Genomic DNA, 19,797 nt, shown 5'->3' on the forward strand with positions numbered 1-19,797 from the left:
TTCAGGAGTTTTATATTATGTTAAGTTTTGATGAAAGAGTTATTCCCTTAGATGCATGGATCACAAGCCTTGTTGACTGGTTGGTAGAAGGGTATCGATGGTTTTTTCAGATGATAAAATGGCCCGTAGACTTCATTTTATCAAGTGTGTCAGATGGACTTCTGGCAACTCCACCTCTACTTGTTATCGCACTGTTTGGCGTCATTGCTTGGCGGGTGTCAGGTTTCAAACTTGCTGGTTTTACGCTTGCATCGTTGATTCTCATTGGTCTGCTTGGTTTCTGGTCTGAAACCATGATAACCCTCGCCATGGTATTTTCATCTGTTGTGTTCTGTACTGTTGTTGGAGTGCCATTTGGTATATGGGCTGGACGCAGTGATCGTGTTAATAACATTCTCCGACCCATTTTGGATGCGATGCAGACAACGCCAGCCTTTGTCTATTTGGTACCTATTGTGATGCTTTTTTCAATTGGCAACACAGCAGGTGTTCTTGCAACCATCATTTTTGCCCTGCCACCGTTGGTTAGATTAACCAGTCTCGGTATCAGGCAGGTACACCCAGAGTTAGTCGAGGCTGCGCTCGCCTTTGGGGCAACAAGCTCGCAGGTTTTACTTAAAGTTCAGATACCACTTGCTCTTCCGACCATCATGGCTGGCCTTAATCAGACCATCATGATGTCGCTCTCCATGGTGGTTATCGCCGCAATGATTGGCGCAGGAGGCCTCGGGGCACCTGTCGTTCTGGGCTTAAATACACTTGATATTGGTTTGGCCACGGTTGGCGGTCTTGCGATTGTTTTATTAGCAATCATTTTAGATAGAATCACCCAATCAATGGCAACCCCAAAAAATAAGGACGTAAAATGATACTTAAAAAAGTAATACTGGGAGCAGCTTTAGCTGCAATCACAATGACGGGGTCAGTAGCACTTGCTGATACTCTCAAGCCAGGAGAAGGCATAACCGTTAAACCAGCTCGAGCGACATGGGACACCGGTTTTTTTCAGGAAGCGCTTGTACGACGAGGTCTTGAGACTTTGGGGTATGATGTTGAAAAGCCCAAAACTCTGGTCAATCCCATTTTTTACAAAACTGTCACTCTCGGTGATATTGATTATTGGACCAATGGTTGGTTTCCAATGCATAACGATCAACTACCGAAAAACTTCGATAAAAAAGCTGAAAAGATTGGTTATGTAATGAAAGCCGGTGGACTGGGTGGCTATTTAGTGTCTAAAAAAGAGGTAGATAAATATAATATTACCTCCCTTGAAGATTTTAAACGCCCTGAGGTGAAGAAAGCCTTTGATACCAATGGTGATGGCAAGGCCGATCTGACTGCCTGCCCTCCAGGCTGGGGATGTGAAAAAATAATCACCCATCATATGGACGTATATGGTCTCAAAGATGCTATCAATCCAGTGAAAGCGGCATATGCAGCAGGAATGGCATCGGCGATGGCGGGTTATAAAAATGGTGGACCAATCTTCTTCTATACTTGGGCACCAAATTGGACCATTTTTAAACTGAAGCCAGGCAAGGACGTTGTGTGGATCAACGTGCCTGAAATCAATCCGACCAAAGCGCAAAGTTCTGCTGTTGAACGAATGACGATAAAGGGACTTGAAGGCGCAGTTTCTGACCCGGTAAAACTTGGTTTTGTTGCTTCTGACATCCAGGTCGTCGCCAACAAAAAATTCACCAAGCAAAATCCGGCAGCTAGGAAATTTTTTGAAGTATTTACCCTGCAGCTTGCCGACGTCAACGAACAGAATACTCGGATGAACGATGGCGAAAAGAGTGAACAGGACATTCAACGCCACGTAGATGCGTGGATTGCCAAAAACCAAGATCAATGGAACGGTTGGCTGACTGAAGCACGTAATGCTGCTAAATAGTCTCAACCTGCAATAGCTTATTGGTAACCCGGAGCACACATACAGTGCTTACGGGTTATTTTTTATTCAAACCCCCAAGTGTTCAGTAAAACGTATGTCAGCGTTTTAAAAAAAGAGGGCAAAGCTGATAATGATGTAGCCCTTTATGAGGCAATGATGCTTTTTAACAGAACAAGCCTAAGTTCTTATCATACTTTTTAAAAATGCTTTCAAATTCAAAATATTATTTGAAATATGACCTAAAAAATGAATGTGCTTATTTATGTCCAAAGGTACAGGTCTATTATTGGTAATTATTTAAAGATAATGACCCAATCTATGGCAACAAAAAAATAAGGAACGAAAATGAAAATTAAGAAAGTAATAATGGGTGTCGCTTTAGCTGCAATGACCATGACAGGGTCAGCAGCTCTTGCCGATAATCACCAGCCAGGTGAAGGCGTAACAGTCAAACCTGCGCGAGCCACGTGGGACACGGGATTTTTTCAGGAAGCGCTTGTACGACGAGGCCTTGAAACACTTGGGTATGATGTAGAAAAACCTAAAGATCTGTCGAATCCGATCTTTTACAAGACAGTGACTCTCGGTGATGTTGATTACTGGACCAATGGCTGGTTTCCAAATCATGATGACCAGATGCCGAAAGGATTTTATGACAAAGGCGAAAAAGTAGGTTTTGTGGTTAAGGCCGGTGGTCTACAGGGCTATTTGGTGTCTAAGAAAGAGGCAGATAAATATAACATTACTTCTCTTGAAGATTTTAAACGCCCTGAGGTGAAGAAAGCATTTGATACCAATGGTGATGGCAAGGCAGATCTTACCGCCTGCCCACCAGGCTGGGGATGTGAAAAAATAATCAGCCACCATATGGATGTATACGATCTCAAAGATGCTATCAATCCGGTGACCGCTTCATATGCAGCAGGAATGGCATCGGCGATGGCGGGTTATAAAAATGGTGGACCAATCTTCTTCTATACTTGGGCACCAAATTGGACCATTTTTAAACTGAAGCCAGGCAAGGATGTTGTGTGGATCAACGTGCCTGAAATAAAGCCGACAAAGGCGCAAAGTTCTGCAGTTGAACGGATGACAGTGAATGGAATTGAAGGCGCGGTTTCTGACCCGGTAAAACTGGGTTTTGTCGTGTCTGACATCCAGATAGTCGCCAACAAGAAATTCACCAAGCAAAATCCGGCAGCAAGGAAATTTTTTGAGGTATTTACAGTGCCACTTAGTGATATCAATGAACAAAATACTCGGATGAACGAAGGTGAAAAGAGTACCCAGGATATTCAAGGCCACGTAGATGAGTGGATTACCAAAAATCAGGATAAATGGAACGGTTGGCTGACTGAAGCACGTAATGCTGCTAAATAGTCTCAACCTGAAATAGCTAATGGTAACCCGGAGTACACAGTATTTCCGGGTATTTTTTAAAATAAAAAATAGAGTATATAAAGACAATTTGAAATATAACCACTAGTCATCAATGCAGAGGTCATTTACTTTTGTGTTTTAAAATAGGGTATGAATAAACATTTATAGCATGCACTATTACGATATAGCCTTTGGTAAGCCATCTCGGTATTGGTCACCATCACGCGCTGATTTCGCATTGGCTAAATGGCTAATACTTTTAAAATAGCTTTAGGAATATAGCTAAGTAGGTCACTGGCTAACATGCCATATTGGCTTAAGTCCTCTGCAGCAATGTTGCCTGCCAAACCATGCAGATACACACCCAAACACGCTGCATTTATTGGGCTAACGCCTTGAGCGCAAAACCCTGAAATCATACCTGTTAACACATCTCCGGTTCCGGCTTTGGCTAGCGCGCTGTTACCTGTTGGGTTAATGAAAACATCATTACCGTCAGTTATCACGGTGTTTTTACCTTTCAGCACCACAATCGTATTTAACTGTTTTGCCGCTAAGCGAGCAAAATGCATCCGCTGTGTTTGTAGTGTTGCGACATCCATATTGAGTAATCTTGCCAGTTCTTTTGGGTGGGGTGTGATAATACTCTTGTTAGGCAAAGTCACCGTAGTTGTTCCAAATGGTACTGGTGGGTTAAGTAAGTGGCTAATAAAGTTTAGCGCGTCAGCATCGAATATTACTGGCTTTGTGCAGGTTTGTATTTCGTTGAGTAGGGCGTAAAAAAAACCATGATTCCCTTGTGGGGGGATTAACTCGTTTGAGTGTGGTTGATTATCTTTGATGACATTACAAATAGGCAACTCTGAACGTAAATCTGAATTCAAATCTGAGTTCAAATCTGAGTTCAAGTCAGTGCTTATCTCTGCGCTCATCTCAGTGCAAAGAGTCACGTCAACATCTACAGTTAACTCAGTGTTAATAGCTGTGATATCGATGCATTGATCGGTACTTTGGCCAATGCTTAAACCACTGCCAATTGAAATGGCGCTGGCTTGAGTCAATTTATCTCTGAGCTGTAAAACAGCTTGTGGTGAAAGAGTTTGTACATCGACGATTTGCGCATCTTTTTGATGTAGATTTGCTGTGCGTTGTAGTGAGTGAACCGATAATGGCGACAACGTTCGTAACGCAAAAGTAACGATGTTGGGTGTTAATGCACTCACACTGTCACATACCGATGGGCTACTGGCTAAGGTGACGTAACCCGCGCCCACTCGTAATGCGGATAAACTCGACAAATAAGCTGCCCCGCGGTAATGCAGCGAACCGGCAATATTCAATACATGGCCAAACGTCATTTTATGACTGTTATCCGGCCGTGGCGGTAATATGCTTTTGATATATTCAAGGGTTAACGTATTCATTAGTACTCGTGAGTTAATATTGAATATCGATACAATAAAATAGCACAAACAGAAAATCCATAATGTCTACAGCGACCAAAAATGATGATATTTAGCACTCATTATTAATTCATTAGCCTTGGAGATATTGTTACTCATAATAAATAACCTAAGTTCTGGATAACAAACAGCTCTCAAACAGCCCTTTGTCTTGCTAATTGTATGGCGACCAATATCACAGCCACAATACTGGCTAATAGCATGGCGGCAGAAAAGCTCACAGTGGTGCCACCGGGAATAAATTCAACAAACGAAGTGATAAACTGACCGCCAAATACGGCCATCGTAAAATAGGATAAATTTTTGCCTCTAACGTTGGCTGCACTTTTTTCTACCGTCATATGGTTAAGTAACGGAATACTAAAACCAAAACCAATACCCGCAAAGACAGCTCCAATGAGTAACATCGGCATACCGTTTGCGTTTGCAAAACCAACATGCGCGAGGGCATATGCTACAAATGCGACAGCTAACATATATGTTGCGCTCATGTGTTTGACAATTTTTGGCATAAAGTGCGCAGCAACCACTGCAACCAATGAGATAAACGCTAGTAAATTACCCACTTGAGCTTCGTTATAGCCTTGTTGAACCATGCTCTTCGGGAGCACGACAATAGCGGTAAAAAAGATCACCATTGCCATAGTGGCAAAAAGATAAACCTGATGAAGTGATAGCCCTTGTTGAGTCTGGTTGTTATCACATTCAGACTCAATCGTGAGTGATGGATGTTTACGCGGCACAAATAACAACAGCATCAGTAAAAATAACCAAGCAACTAAGTATAAACTTAACGGATAAGCCCAATTAATACTGGCTAATGTACCGCCTAAAAACAGAAACAATACTCCACCTAATTCAATAGCCATACCTTGTTTAGCTATCATGCTGAGCCGCTCATTACCGGTGTACCATTGCGAAATAAGTACGGTACTGCTCGCCATAACTACCGCAGTAATACCGCCTAATAAAATACGATTAGACAATACAAACCAAGGGCCATTCAGCCAATACACCGCAAAACCCAAGGCCCCATAGAGTATTAAACCGACGATGAGCGCCCGATAAGCACCAAACTTATCAATTGATTTACCCGCTATTGGGGCAAATAATACTGCACCTAATGCCGGGAAAGTCACCAGCCATACCGCATATTCATTGATGCCCAATGCATTCGATATACTTAATAATCCCGGAGCAACAAGGGCGCCAACCATAATGGTGAGGCTGGCAATACACAGCAGCGAAAAGCTGCCAAGTTTAGATAAACGAGTCATTGTTTTACCTGTGATTTGCTGAAGAACTAAGATTAAGAAAAGAGGGCGAAAGAGTGATTGTTCTATCACTCTGTCATTGGTATCAGCATTGAACGTTAAGCCAGCAGCTTTAATGCTTGTATGATGTCTTCTGGCTCTGAACGAGTTCGGTAATCTACGTCGACATAACGCCAGGTGACAACGCCGTCTTGACCGATAACGAATGTCGCGGGGATCGGTAACACACTGCCATTGCCATTATTGATGGCTTCAAGGTCGAGTTTGCGATCAACGCGCATATGTTCAGCGAGAAATTCAGGCACTTGCCATGCAACCCCATATTGTGATGCAACTTTTGCATCTTGATCTGACAATACCAAGAACTCTAGGTCTTGCATTTCATCTTTTGTCATAGAGCCATCCGGCACTTGCGGACTGATGGCAACCAATTGAGCTCCAAGGGTATGAATATCGGCTAACCGTGCTTGTAAAGCACGAAGCTGCAAGTTGCAGTACGGGCACCAACTGCCACGATAAAATGTCACTACAACAGGGCCTTGGTGCAGTAAATCTACCAAAGATATTAATTTCCCATCCGAATGAGGTAACGAAAAGTTGGGCGCTTTTTGGCCAAGATTAATTGCACTATCACCTTGTTGAAATGCTTTTGCTTGCTCAATAATATCGTCAACGACTTTCATGAAATCAGGGTTCTTTTGTCGTCCCTCAATCATTTTAGCGTCGGTTTGCTGTTGTAAACTTTTCATATATTCCCTCGATAGCAACTAATTTAGCTAGCCTTTGGCAGACGACTCTGTGATTGGGACTTTGTAAATATAACTAGGCTAAAGAGTAAAGTGTTAGCGTCTATAATAAAAATGTTATTATTTTATTGAATCTATAGCAAAAACGTATTTGAGGTGATTGTGGATATAAAAACATTGAAAAGCTTTATTAGCGTAGCGTCACACCAAAGTTTTTCTGCCGCGGCGCGTGATCTCAATACGGTACAACCAGCGATTAGCCGTCATATTGCCATGTTGGAAGAAGAGCTAGGGGTATTATTGTTTACCCGCAACTCGCGTGAGGTATTGATCACTACTGCAGGACAGCAATTACTTAATGATGCTAAGCAAATATTAGCTCTGGCCAGCAAAGCTAAAAGCCAGGTTAAACGCGCCTATGATGGACAAATCGGCGAGCTTAATATCGCTCATTTAAGTTCAGCATGTTTGACTTTTATGGCAGATTTAGTTCGCAGCAATATCCTGATGTGCATGTCACATTATTTGAAATGACCGCGACAGAACAAATTGAAGCATTTAAAGATAACCGCATAGATGTTGGGTTTTCGCGGCCATTACCCAGCGGGATTATGGATGAATTTAACAGTAGTGATATTTACATCTACAAGTTGGTAGCCGTTGTGGGACAACACCATCCACTGGCTGAATATAGCCAAATAGAGCTGGGTCAATTACAACCGCAAAAGTTGATTATTTTTAACCGTGACGAAGCTGTAGGTTTGTTTGACGATACCATTATGCTGTGCAAACAAGCGGGGTTTTCGGCCAATATTATCAGCCAACCTAAACACATGCAGACCTTGTTAACTGAGGTGGCTGCTGGTTTAGGTGTTGCAATTGCGCCTTATTGTATTCGTAAATTATACAGTCAAGGCTGTCATTTTTTATCTTTCACAGATGCACATAAAGCTATACCCACTCAGCTACATGTAAAGCGTGCTAATGATCGTGCTACTGTAGATGCTTTTGTCGCGTTGGCATTACACAACAAAGCTAAAATTGCCAAAAGTATGGCTTAATTAATAGAGCTTGAATGATAGAGTTTAAGAAGTGCAGCTTAAGTGATGAAGTTTAAGTGAGATGGAACAATACATTTAAGCCGGATCGATACTCAACGTTTTATATTAACAGGTCAAAGCAAGGCATTGATTATGCAAGAAGTGTTACAAAATAATAGGCGTTACTCAGAACTCGATTGGTTAAGGGTTATATTGATTTTTGCGGTATTTTTACACCATGTGTTTATGCCCTTTAATGGTGACGGCTGGCATGTGATGAACAATGAGTCGAGCAAGGTTCTTGATGATATCATGGTGTACTTTGAACAACTCAGACTGCAAACATTGTTCTTTATTGCGGGTGCAGCCAGCTTTTTGTTACTGCAAAAAATGCCTGTTCGGCAATTTCTATCGAGTAAATTTCACCGGCTTTTTATCCCTTTGCTGGTGGGAATGATACTGATTGTGCCGCCACAAAATTATTATGAAAACATCACTGAATATAGCTCTTTAGCATCGGCGTATGGTCAATTGCTGTTGTCGTTTGATAGTAATCATTTATGGTTTATAGAGTTTTTAGTCATTTTTATGCTGCTTGCTGTGCCATTTAGGCACTGGTTAACACGTCAAACCGGCAATAAATTACAACAATGGCTTGAACGAATCAGTCGTCATCGTTTTGGCTTACTCTCTTTAGTGTTAGTGTTAATCGTATTACGTGGTGGGCTCAAATATGTTGCGCCATCAGACAGTCATCATATCGAAAACCTGTCATTAAGTGTGTTCTATCTGTTTTTCTTTTTTGCGGGCATGTGTTTTGTTAAAAGTGAGGTTATTTGGCGGGCAATAGCTGAACATCGATACACTTATTTAGTCAGTTTGCTTGTGAGTTCAATCCTGTTTTATGGCTACTATTACTCACCTGATTTAAGCCCGTATTTGTCACTTACCACACGATGGCAACTATGGTGGTTAGTTTGTACGCTAGTGTCTTGGTCTGGGTTATTAACCATGGCAGGTTTTGCGATTGCTCATATTAAAAAGACGCCAACATGGTTACATCAAACCAATGAATTAATCTATCCGTTTTATATTCTGCATCAAACCGTGATTGTTATATTGGCGTTTTATATTGTGCAGTGGCAGGCGTCTATTGCGGTTAAATCTGTCAGTGTATTAATGAGTGCTTTTGTGGTGTGTGCCTTGCTATGTTACTACGTGATTAGGCCGTTTAAGCTGACACGATATTTATTTGGACTAAAAGTATTGCCTGCATCTAAATAGCGAATGACTAAGTGTTATGTTGCAACTTTTTGATAAATAATCAATAAAAAAAATGCCATTAAATTCGTTTAATGGCATTTCTCTATCCTTCGTGCGCTAAATACTCAATAATTTGTTCCATGTTTAGATTAAAATCATCAGCACGTACACACTTAACAATTAAGTCATCAGTGACCGTGGCTAAATCAATTTTGTTTCCTGCTTCAAAATGATCTGGTTTTAAACGATAGAAGGGTCTGACTAACGGACGGATAGGGTCTTTCGGGTTATGACCTTCAACAATAGCCAGTCTATTTGATTCAAGTTGAACCACCGACCCGACAGGGTAAACACCCATACAGCGAATAAATTGATCGACTAAGTCTTTATCTAATTCATTTTTATCAGCTAACGCGCGCAAAATACTGAACGCTTTAACTTGGGCATAACCTTGTTTGTAACAGCGGTGCGAAGTCAGCGCATCATAAATATCGCATATGCTGATCATACGGCCATAAAGGGTGATTTTTTCTGCTGGTACGCCAAATGGGTAACCTAATCCATTGAGTTTTTCATGGTGTAAGCTTGCTACTTCTAAACTCAACGGACTGATCCCTGGGGTGCTTTTCATGATTTCAATTGAGTAACTGGCATGAGTTTTCATAATATGAAACTCTTCATCGGTCAGTTTGTCTGGTTTGTTTAAAATCCGATCTGGGATCATGATTTTTCCAACATCATGTAAAAATGCACCAATAGCTAATTGATTAACAATGTCTTTGTCGATTTTTTTGTACACGGCAAACATGGTCATCAGCACGGACACCGACACAGAATGTTCTAATAAATATTCATCTTTATTACGAATATTAATCACACATGACAAAGCATTTGGATTATTAAAAATTAAATCTGTGGATTCAGCAGTAATTTTTTGTACCGGATCCATGTCCAGAGGCAAACCATGCTGTGCATTATGAAACAGCTTTTTCTGAATGTCTTTTGACTCATTAAACACTTGGCGTGCTCTCACTATTTCTTGATTAAAGAAATTTGCTTTAACATCAATGCGTGCAGGCGTGAGTTTACGAGCTGGTTGAGATTTAGGCACACTGATTTTTTGCTCAGCTTTTTCGACAATAACTTCAGTTTTGCTGGTATCAATAAGCAGTTTAGTGACCGATTTCCGTTTTAATGCGTCAATGACTCGTTCGCTTTTAAGCACACCAGGTTTAGCGAGCGAAAACGTATCTTTGGGTTCGGTTATTTCGACCACATACATTCCAACACAAACGTCAGTAATGTCATGTTCAATCAGCATAAATCGTTTCCTTGGGTTTACTTATCAACGTATGAGCCATGCAAGACATGATATTGTTATAGCAAGATATGTTTAATAATATAGCGTATTTAGTACTGTAATATAAGCGAAATAACTCAATGAAGATCAAGCTTTTATCAAAAAATACTTAGGTAGAGTTTATAAATGTATCGACAATGAAATATAAGACTTCATTGCAGTTTATGACGAATTACCAACTACGTCCAATGTGTTTGGATTACCGACATGTGATAGCGGGTATTTTATCCAATAGATAGCAATTAATATAGCGGATACATAAACTTAAATTTTTATTCTCTTCTTTATTATCTAATACATCCTGATGTATTTTTTTGGCAACACTTGCTGCACTTGTGCCTAAAGCAACAATAAGCGGTAAAATATTCCTGAGTCGGATGATTAAACTGTGCAAATGGCGCGAGCTGTATTTAGTTCAACAACGATTCGGTATCATTGCTTACTCATTTTTCTTCAACCCACTTTGTGAATTGATTCATCATAGCAACGCCATTTTGTGTTTTAGGCTGACGAAAAACCTCGCTTAGATTATGGCTAATTCCACCAGAACCAATGATAAGAATGTTATCGTGTTTTAACGATGCTATAAGCTGTCCATATCGATAGTTTTACGCTGCACTTACAAGGGTATTAATGGATAATTGTACAATGGGAATGTTCGTCTGCGGGTACATTAATTTCAGTGGGATCCACACGTCATGATCCCAGTCTTGTGTTGGAGATAAATAGACCTTAATACCTGCTACATGTGTCGGCAATTTTTTTGCCAATACAGGCGCAACCGGTGCAGGGTAGCGAATTTGATACAGTTCATCAGGGAAACCATAAAAATCGCGTATTGTTTCAGGACGCGCTCCAGCGGTAATCACTATATCGTCAATGACATCTAAATGAGCTGAAAACACAATAACGACTGTAGGTATTGGAATTTTTTGGCCAAGTCTTTGTAAAAAACACGATGTATTACTGTTTTCAACAGCCATCATAGGAGAACCATGCGAAATAAACAGGGGTTTCTGATGCTGTTGCATACTAGGTTTTCTCATTTAATGCATTAACTACGAAGTCGTTGTGAACTCAAATAACAATTTTAAAAGTGTTCATCATCATGCTGAATACGTTAGTAATTGTCGCAAAGAATGTCTGAGTTGCTTAAACACCGGTTCGTGACTGTAGCGATGGTGTTGAATAACATCAACATTTGCTTGCCAACCAATCTCTTTAAATTCAGACGGTAACATGACTAGTTGCCCGCTATCCACGTAGTGATTGGCAATATGATTGGGCAGTAAACACCAGCCATGGCCCTGCAATGCAAGTTCTAACAAAATATAATAATTGTCGGCGTACCAAACGTCTGGGCTAATGGCGAATTGAAAGCTACTGGATTTAGTATTTCGAGAGCGTATCAATAGTTGTCGATGCAATTTCAAATGGGCTAAATTATCATATATCTGTTGTGCTAACAGATGTGTGCTGGCCACATACATATCAAATTTAATTGACCCAATAGATTCAAAATCGATGTGAGCCGGGATCGTTAACTCACTGAAAATAATGCCGGTGACAGCCCGCTCAGTGTCAATCATATCGATAATATCAATGCTTGATGCGGTTAAAAACTCAAGCGTAATTGTCGGAAACTTAGCTTCGAGCTCATTAATAATATTGAACAGCTTTTGTAGAGGTATTCCTTCATCTAAACCAATCGTCAATTCAGATATTGCTTGTTGGTCTAAACTTTGGGCGCAATCGCGCAGTCGTTGATGCTGGCTGAGCAACACTTGGGCATGGGGCAGTAGTTTTTTACCTGCTGGTGTCAATTGAGGATAGCGGCCACTGCGATCAAATAGTTCGCTATTACAGTCAATTTCAAGGTTTATCACATGCTGACTGATAACAGATTGTGCTTTATTAAGCGCTCTTGCTGCAGATGAAAATGACCCCGTTTTTACGGTCGCCACAAAGGCCTCAAGCTGTTCAATACTATACATATCGTTTTTACCGATACTTACCAACTTTAATGTATCTATATATTGGATGAAAATAGCCAAAACGTCACCATTAAATAGAGATAAACATGCAAAGAAGAGAAAGAGTGTTCCACGCCGTGTCTTTTGAGGTGATAGCGTTGGCCTTTATTGTGCCAGTGAGTGCGATGTTAGTGGAAAAAAACAGCACAGACATGTTGATAGTGAGTATTTGTTTGTCATTGTTTGCTGTTTTATGGAACTACGTTTACAACATATTGTTTGATAAGCTCAACGGTTCAGACAGAGTTGAGCGTAAAATTGGCATTAGAGTCGTTCATGCATTGGGTTTTGAAGGCGGGATGTTATTTTTTACCATCCCATTAGTGTCATGGTATTTGTCATTAAGTCTGATTGACACCTTAGTATTAGAAGCTGGGGTTTTAGGCTTTATTTTAGTGTATACCGCAGTCTTTAATTGGCTTTACGACGTGTATCAACCGTACCAAAAATGGTTTGCTAATTTGGCACATTAAACTGGTTCATTAGTTTGGCAGTTATAAAGCGTTACCCATTGATGTAAAAGATGATTTAATCAACAAGCAATGTTTTATTCTATTACTGTCATCGTTGCTGTGGCATCATAATGTGTGAATAATCTAAGCTGGATCTTAATAGTGAACAAATATTGCCTAAATTGCACTGCTCTGGTTTTCGCCAGTGTGTCGATGCTAGTCAATCCTGCACAGGCTGACACGCTAACACCTTTCACTAGTGATGGTTGCAGTGCATTCCCTGACGGTACTTTTGAGCAAAGCGAATTATGGTTAGCATGTTGCCAAAAACATGATTATGACTATTGGAAAGGCGGCACATTTAATGAACGCCTCGCATCAGATAAAGCGTTACGTGTTTGCGTCACCAATGTTGGTCAGCCACAAATTGCTTTATTAATGTTGGCCGGAGTAAGAGTAGGTGGTTCGCCTTATTTACCCACTCAATTTCGCTGGGGTTATGGTTGGTCATACCCAAGAGATTACGGTGCACTATCTGATGATGAGCATCAACAAGTCGAGCAATTATCTGGCCTAGTCATGTAAATTCAAACACCTCTGTTAGGCTGTTTTTTAAACACATGAATTTCAATTCAAAATCACCATGCCTTTGATACATTAAGTAATATGTGATGCAATTCATCACCACAACTAGTGCATCTTAAAGAGCTTCATTGTTTCTCCAGATACACGATCTTGCATATAGCTACCCAAAAATATTTTTGCAACAGCATAACCTTCACAACAACCTTTTTTATTCATGTGGCCAAATGACATTGTTGGCGTCTAACTGGTAAGTTAGCTATTATCCCTCAACTTACCAGAACCTAAGCTATTACGTACGACTTGAATAGGTTGTTCACCATAAGTATGATCACTAAATATTGGCAATATTCTTTAACATTTTAATTTGATTGTTTGAGCCTGTAACCAAGCATTTGAACGCTAACACCTCAATTTAAACTTACTTTAGCAGCAGTCATTCTTTGATCTCTAACTAAAAAAATACATTAAGTGTAAACTCTTAAGTAGACCTTTTCCGTTTTTCATTTCTGATTTGTCGTTAGCTTATTATGTCTTAGCTGAGGCCGTAGAATCCTTTAAAACACGCCTGTGCTTTGTCGTTCAAACGTGATTCTTTACGTTTGATGGCTTAGTCCTTTAGTCTTGTTTGCCATAATTGCCATTGAAGTTATTTATAATATTGTTACCTTATCGAGTTAACACTAGCTTGGCGCAAATTAACTTAGCTAACACTAAAAGCTCATTAATCTAAATATTAAGTTATAAAATGACATTAAATACTAAGATCATTATCGCAGATGACCACCCACTTTTTAGACAAGCATTGTCGTTCATGTTGAAGTCTAGCTTTGTTTGTTCTTGTTTACTTGAAGCACAGACGATTCCTGAATTAGAGCAAAAATTGGAAGAAACCTCTGATATTGATCTGATACTACTCGATCTTGATATCCCGGGGGCACAAGGTTTTAACACTTTGATTAATATTCGACACACATATCCAGAAATTGGTGTGATTGTTATTTCTGGTTTTGAAGAGCCGGAGACGATTCGCAAGGCCATGAACTTAGGTGCTGCGGGATTTATACCTAAGTCGACACCAGTTCCAGCAATGATAAAAGCAATAAATGATGTTATTAATGGGAAGCTGTGGACGCCAATCGGAAGTTATAATCCTGATGATGATATCGTAGAACAAGAAGATAAATTAACATCATTAACACCACAGCAACGGAAAATATTATTGATGTTTGCTGAAGGTTTGCTTAATAAGCAAATAGCTTATGAGCTTAATCTTTCAGAATCCACAATAAAAAGCCATGCAAGTACTATATTTTTAAAGCTAGGCGTAAAAAATCGCACCCAAGCCGTTATTCTATTAAATGATCGTCAAATGGCAAATGCATCTTTTACACAATAGCGATTGTGCTAATGGAATGAGTTAGGAATGTAATTTTGCTCTAGTTTTCTCGTTAATAATGAGCTCATTAAAGCACGTAAAGCGAGTGGTTTTATGATCTTTCTTAAATAGCCTATATCAGCTTGTTGTGCTTGTACTAATACGGACTCATCTGTTGTTGCAGTAATTAATATTGCCGGTAATGGGTAATGACTTTTCGCGCGTAGACAAGCAATTAACTCAATGCCATTGAGTCTATTTTCATTAGCACAGCGATTATTCTTATTGTGATTATTTGAGTAATTGGTTCTTTTATGTGAGTTTTTGTATTGAAGATAATCACTTTGTTTTTCGTCAACCAATTGATAATCTACTAATAATATATCGATATCTTCTTCGTGAGCCTGATAAATTTCAAGAGCCTGCTTAGCAGTACGGGCAGTAAAAACTCGACATTTCCACGCGGTTAATAAGTCACTCATGCCCGAAATTACATCAATCTCGTTGTCAATGCAAAGTACGCCTACCCCTTGTAACGTTGCACTGGCACGAGTGGCTTTTGCTTGTATTGTTTTAGGCTCTTTGGCAATGGGAACGTCAACGCTAAATAAGCAACCACACCCTACCTTTGAGATGAGCCCAAGTTCATGCTGCAAAATGTTGGCTAAACTTTGTGCTATGTTTAGCCCTAAACCTAAGCCTTTTGGTCCTACCAAATTTGTTGATAACTGAGTGAATTGTTCAAATACTTGTTGTTGCTTATCTTCAGGTATTCCTGGTCCGTTATCGAGTACCTGTATACATAAATTTTGACCTTTACGACGACAGCCTAATAATACCTTGCCATGGTTAGCATAACGGAAGGCATTACTTAGGAAGTTTTGCACAATTCTTACTAATAACGTTAAATCACTTTTAATGTATAGCTTACTTGAATGACAATGAAAATCGATATGATAATCTTTAGTTAGCACTGAAAACTCTGACCGCAACATAGCGAATAATTGTTCAACACTGATAACCGAAATATCTGGGATAATATTGCCACTTTCGATACGGGCTATTTCATTTAAGTCTAAGAGTAAATTGTTTGCTATCTCGAGTGAATTGTCTATTTGTTTTATTTGCTGTCGTTCTTGACTAGACACTCTTGAACTTAAACATACAGCAGATGAAAACAGTCGAGCGGCGGATAATGGTTGCAATAAGTCATGGCTACAGGCACGTAAATATTGACTTTTTTTCAAATGTGCTTGCTCCGCTTTAAGCTGCGCATGGGCTAATTCTCGGTTGGCGTTTTCGAGTTCTAAGTTTGCTTGCTCTAATTCTATAGTGCGTGATAATACGCGACTTTCAAGGTCGGTGTTCTCTTCTTTAAGATAATTTTCTGTTTGACGAAACTCAGTAATATCGGAGAAAATCATCACAAAACCACCGCCAGGTATTGGGTTCCCTTCAATGTTAATGATTTTATCATTTGGTAGCTTTCGTTCTGACTTATGTTTACTACCCGCTCTTATATATTGTAATCGTTTTTGAACTTGAGCTTCTATATCGGGTATGTAGTGTTTTTGATTAGCGAGGTTATAACGAATAAGTTGGCTTATTGGGCAACCGATATAAACCAGATCTTTGGGATAATTAAAAATGTCGAGATATTGTTTATTCCATGCGACTAAATTTAAATTTCCGTCAATGACTGATATACCTTCACTGGTATTTTCTATTGCTCCTTGTAATACCGAACGGCTAAATTCTAACTGTTGTGTTGAATTGTCTTTAACAATTTGGGCTACTTGGTCAAATGCTATGTCGCGACCACCTAAAGCGAAGGAAATAACGAGCTTTGCAGATGCTGAGCCCATAACACTGGCGAGTGTGTTTTCTGCATGAAATAACAAGGCTTCGTTGTAGGTTTTATGTTTTTTATTTTTGTGTGATTGATTAAATTGTGCAAAGCAATCAGTTGATTTTTCTTGGCCAATAAAGCGTGCAACGAGATATTCTAATTCGAGCAGATCAACTTTCGGTTGCTTAGGTAAATAAGAGAGCTGATTTTTATCTTCTTTATAAAAAAATTTACTCTGCATTTCTTCACGGATGCTTTGCCGTGTTAGTAGTGAAACAATATACAGCACTAAAATATTAATGCAGAGGCCAAAGAGTGTCACCATGGTTGTTTCAGGCCAGCCTGTATGCGCTAAAGGATGTTGATAGAAGCCAAGTTGTGGTAATAAATTCAATAATGTCCAGATAGAAAACCCGCTTACTATTCCCCATAACACACCTTTTTGAGTCGCTCTTCGCCAGAAAAAAGCGGCTAAAAGAGCTGGACCAATTTGTGCGATAGCCCCAAATGCAACTTCCCCCAATGACGCTAATGTGTCAGGAGGAGAAAGTAGTAACATACAATAACTGAGTGTGATCACTGCAATGACAAGGGCTTTACGGATCAGTAATAAGCGTGATTGAAAATGTAGAAAATCATGATTTTTTCGTGGTGCTAACTTGAACATTAATGGGAATACTATTTCGTTACTTAACATCGTGCTTAACGCTATTGTCGACACGATAACCATAGAGCTAGCAGCAGAAATGGCGCCAAGAAAAGCAAATAAAGAAAGCCATACTTGCCCGTTATAGGCCGGAAGAAACAACACATAAGCGTCTGCATCTATTGATTGACCATAATTTAATGTCCCTGCAAGGCCTATCGGGCCAGCAAAAAAAGCAAAAACAATAATGTAGATGGGGAGCAACCATCTTGCTAAATTACTGGTTTTTTTTTCCTTAATTTCAACAAACATTACTTGAAATTGTCTTGGTAAACATAGGAAGGCAGACATCACGATAATTAATAAACCCACCATACCGATCAGGCTGCTGCTATCAAATTGTTGTGTAAATGAAATATTGTTTTGTGATAGTCGCCAAATGTCGATGGGTGAATCATAGATGACGAAGGAAACAAAGAGGCCCACCAATAAAAAAGCGATTAATTTAACGACAGACTCAAAAGCAATAGCAATCATTACACCGGGATGACGCTCAGTAACATCTATGGTTCTTATGCCAAATATAATCGTGAAGCCTGCCAAAATGCCACTCACAACCAGACCAATCTGCCAAACATTAAGATCTTGATTTTGCTGTAATATTTTGTATGAGTAAACAATAGCTTTTAGCTGTAAGGCTATATAAGGCAAAGTACCAATTAACGCAACTAGCGTGACAACAAATGCCAAGCTTTGGGATTTACCAAAACGGGCAGAAAGTAGGTCCGCAATGGAAGTGATCTTGAGCTTGAGACTTGTTGTTATTATGCGTTGAATAAAGGGCCATGCAAAAATAAATAATAATATTGGTGCGAGATATACCGAAATATAAGTAAATGAATTATTTGCTGCTTGTGCCGATGTGCCTAAAAACCCCCAAGAGGTGCAATAAACACCAAGCGATAATGCATAGATAATTGCATTTTGTTTTTCTAATAATTTATGGCGATATTTTCCACCTAAATAGGCAATGAGAAACAATAAGCTGATATAGCCAATGCTTACGCTTACCAATAGCCAATTTGAAAACATATATTCCTTATTATCACGCCAGTTGATTTTATTTGTTCATCTTAACTTTAGCTATTTTCCCTCACAAGATTAATTATACGGAATTGGACTAAAGGACTAAGTGTTAGGTGCTAGGCCTTATTTCCAATTGTCGATTTGTTCGACTGCCATAGTATTGATTAAACAAATACAAGGGGAAATAGTTAAATGTTTAATTCAAAATATAAAAAAATTCTACTTGCATCTTCGTTTATGGCAGCAACAAGTTCTGCGTTTGCTGGCTACGAAATTGACTTAACAGAAGATGATAAATTAACTTTTGGTGGTTACATTAAAATTGATGCTCGTTATGTTGATGGTGATGTTGCTTATAAAGATTTTTGGATAGGAGATGGCGAACCACTTACCGAAGATGCTTCTAAATTTAAAATTTTTGCCAACGAAACACGCTTCAATACCAAATATGTTCATGGCGATGTTATGGGTTTTATCGAAATGGATTTTTGGGGGGGTGGCGGTAATGAAATAGTTTCTAATTCAGCCCATCCACGTATCCGTCATGCTTTTGTTAAATATAAAGAGTTAACGGTTGGTCAAACGTGGTCAACGTTTATGAATACAAGTGCTATTCCTGAGTCCGCTGATTTTGCTGGTGCAACTACCGGCTTAGTGTTCATTCGCCAGGGCCAAATTCGCTATAACATGGGTAATTTTCAAGTAGCAATTGAAAATCCAGAAAGCTGGGGTGGTGATACCGCTAATGACAGCGTACCGGATGTTATTGCTCGATATAATATTGAAGGGGACTGGGGCAGTATTTCTGTTTCGGGTCTCGCACGTCAATTAAATACCAGTTTAGGAAATAGTGAATCCGCTTTTGGTGCCTCAATTGCCGGTCGAATTAACACCACGGGTAAGGATGATATCCGTTTCCAATTTCATAAAGGTGAACTAGGTCGCTATGTTGGCGTTGCTGCTGTTAAAGATCTTTATGGTGAAGAAGTGGAAGATTTAACCTCTGTACTTGTTGCTTACCGCCATTTTTGGACTGAATCTTTACGCTCAACTGTTTTGTACGGAAAAGTCGAAGGTGATGTTTCAAATCGAGAACGTACACAGTGGGGAGTTAATCTGTTTCAAGACTTAACGAAGGAACTCACGGTAGGTTTTGAAGTCGGTAACTTTTCTCTTGATGAGCTAGATAAAAATTCTAACTACATACAAGCAACCATGAGATACGCACTGTGATCTCGTTATCAATTCTACTGTTTAAATTTACGTAACTTTCCCAATCTTTGTTGCGTTTTCGAGGGGGTTTTCCCCCTCTATTTTTTAACATAATAGTTGTGACAGAATTTTA

General features: G+C 39.5%; 17 protein-coding genes. 10 read left to right on the forward strand and 7 right to left on the reverse strand.

What is annotated here, in order from left to right; all coding sequences use genetic code 11:
- Nucleotides 1–17 precede the first annotated feature (17 nt).
- The 3 genes from H5181_RS08910 (at nt 18) to proX (H5181_RS08920) (ending at nt 3,280) form a co-directional block, all read left to right on the forward strand.
- Nucleotides 18–869, forward strand: coding sequence for a proline/glycine betaine ABC transporter permease (locus H5181_RS08910; RefSeq protein WP_102037801.1), 852 nt, complete (start codon nt 18–20; stop codon nt 867–869).
- Nucleotides 866–1,900, forward strand: coding sequence for a glycine betaine/L-proline ABC transporter substrate-binding protein ProX (proX, locus tag H5181_RS08915; RefSeq protein WP_182750828.1), 1,035 nt, complete (start codon nt 866–868; stop codon nt 1,898–1,900). Before H5181_RS08910 ends, proX (H5181_RS08915) begins: the two co-directional genes overlap by 4 nt.
- Nucleotides 1,901–2,245: 345 nt before the next feature.
- Nucleotides 2,246–3,280, forward strand: coding sequence for a glycine betaine/L-proline ABC transporter substrate-binding protein ProX (gene proX / locus H5181_RS08920; protein ID WP_123778276.1), 1,035 nt, complete (start codon nt 2,246–2,248; stop codon nt 3,278–3,280).
- A 242-nt stretch (nt 3,281–3,522) separates the two neighbouring features.
- Here the strand turns inward: proX (H5181_RS08920) and H5181_RS08925 are convergent, their stop codons facing one another.
- From H5181_RS08925 to H5181_RS08935, 3 genes are all read right to left on the reverse strand, one after another.
- Entirely contained in the window at nt 3,523–4,704 is a 1,182-nt protein-coding gene (locus tag H5181_RS08925) for an NAD(P)H-hydrate dehydratase (RefSeq protein ID WP_182750829.1), read from the reverse strand.
- Between the two features lie 173 nt (nt 4,705–4,877).
- Nucleotides 4,878–6,020 (reverse strand): MFS transporter, encoded by a 1,143-nt coding sequence (locus H5181_RS08930; protein ID WP_182750830.1) that lies wholly within the window; start codon nt 6,018–6,020, stop codon nt 4,878–4,880.
- A 95-nt stretch (nt 6,021–6,115) separates the two neighbouring features.
- The gene (locus tag H5181_RS08935) at nt 6,116–6,766 is read right to left on the reverse strand and encodes a peroxiredoxin-like family protein (protein ID WP_182750831.1); all 651 of its coding nucleotides are present in this window, start codon (nt 6,764–6,766) and stop codon (nt 6,116–6,118) included.
- A 159-nt stretch (nt 6,767–6,925) separates the two neighbouring features.
- Between H5181_RS08935 and H5181_RS20735 the strand changes: the two genes are divergently transcribed.
- The 3 genes from H5181_RS20735 to H5181_RS08945 all read left to right on the forward strand — a co-directional run bounded on the left by H5181_RS20735 (nt 6,926) and on the right by H5181_RS08945 (nt 9,087).
- The gene (locus H5181_RS20735) at nt 6,926–7,297 is read left to right on the forward strand and encodes a LysR family transcriptional regulator (RefSeq protein WP_310734274.1); all 372 of its coding nucleotides are present in this window, start codon (nt 6,926–6,928) and stop codon (nt 7,295–7,297) included.
- On the forward strand, nt 7,228–7,824 hold the full coding sequence (locus H5181_RS08940) for a LysR family substrate-binding domain-containing protein (RefSeq protein WP_259397011.1): 597 nt from the start codon (nt 7,228–7,230) through the stop codon (nt 7,822–7,824). The genes H5181_RS20735 and H5181_RS08940 overlap by 70 nt, the downstream gene beginning before the upstream one ends.
- Nucleotides 7,825–7,956: 132 nt before the next feature.
- A complete protein-coding gene (locus tag H5181_RS08945) occupies nt 7,957–9,087 on the forward strand; it encodes an acyltransferase family protein (RefSeq protein WP_182750832.1) in 1,131 nt (376 codons plus the stop codon).
- An 82-nt stretch (nt 9,088–9,169) separates the two neighbouring features.
- On the opposite strand, the gene H5181_RS08950 is transcribed toward H5181_RS08945, so the two are convergent.
- From H5181_RS08950 to H5181_RS08960, 3 genes are all read right to left on the reverse strand, one after another.
- On the reverse strand, nt 9,170–10,387 hold the full coding sequence (locus H5181_RS08950; protein ID WP_182750833.1) for an HD-GYP domain-containing protein: 1,218 nt from the start codon (nt 10,385–10,387) through the stop codon (nt 9,170–9,172).
- 647 nt (nt 10,388–11,034) lie between these two features.
- Entirely contained in the window at nt 11,035–11,457 is a 423-nt protein-coding gene (locus H5181_RS20740; RefSeq protein WP_259397012.1) for a class III extradiol ring-cleavage dioxygenase, read from the reverse strand.
- Between the two features lie 75 nt (nt 11,458–11,532).
- Nucleotides 11,533–12,420, reverse strand: coding sequence for a LysR family transcriptional regulator (locus tag H5181_RS08960; protein WP_041413545.1), 888 nt, complete (start codon nt 12,418–12,420; stop codon nt 11,533–11,535).
- 86 nt (nt 12,421–12,506) lie between these two features.
- Here H5181_RS08960 and H5181_RS08965 point away from each other — a divergent pair, with 86 nt between their 5' ends.
- The 3 genes from H5181_RS08965 to H5181_RS08975 all read left to right on the forward strand — a co-directional run bounded on the left by H5181_RS08965 (nt 12,507) and on the right by H5181_RS08975 (nt 14,892).
- Nucleotides 12,507–12,932 carry a PACE efflux transporter gene (locus tag H5181_RS08965; RefSeq protein WP_182750834.1) on the forward strand — a complete coding sequence of 142 codons (426 nt, stop codon included), beginning with the start codon at nt 12,507–12,509 and terminating at the stop codon, nt 12,930–12,932.
- Nucleotides 12,933–13,124: 192 nt separating this feature from the next.
- On the forward strand, nt 13,125–13,496 hold the full coding sequence (locus tag H5181_RS08970; protein WP_182750847.1) for a hypothetical protein: 372 nt from the start codon (nt 13,125–13,127) through the stop codon (nt 13,494–13,496).
- Nucleotides 13,497–14,241: 745 nt separating this feature from the next.
- The gene (locus H5181_RS08975) at nt 14,242–14,892 is read left to right on the forward strand and encodes a response regulator transcription factor (RefSeq protein ID WP_123778270.1); all 651 of its coding nucleotides are present in this window, start codon (nt 14,242–14,244) and stop codon (nt 14,890–14,892) included.
- A gap of 8 nt (nt 14,893–14,900) precedes the next feature.
- Here the strand turns inward: H5181_RS08975 and H5181_RS08980 are convergent, their stop codons facing one another.
- Nucleotides 14,901–18,458 carry a PAS domain-containing hybrid sensor histidine kinase/response regulator gene (locus tag H5181_RS08980; protein ID WP_182750835.1) on the reverse strand — a complete coding sequence of 1,186 codons (3,558 nt, stop codon included), beginning with the start codon at nt 18,456–18,458 and terminating at the stop codon, nt 14,901–14,903.
- Between the two features lie 186 nt (nt 18,459–18,644).
- Between H5181_RS08980 and H5181_RS08985 the strand changes: the two genes are divergently transcribed.
- Nucleotides 18,645–19,685, forward strand: coding sequence for a DcaP family trimeric outer membrane transporter (locus H5181_RS08985; RefSeq protein ID WP_123778268.1), 1,041 nt, complete (start codon nt 18,645–18,647; stop codon nt 19,683–19,685).
- Nucleotides 19,686–19,797: the final 112 nt, after the last annotated feature.

This window comes from Shewanella sp. SG44-2 (assembly GCF_014164215.1).
In the GTDB taxonomy this organism is placed as follows: domain Bacteria; phylum Pseudomonadota; class Gammaproteobacteria; order Enterobacterales; family Shewanellaceae; genus Shewanella; species Shewanella frigidimarina.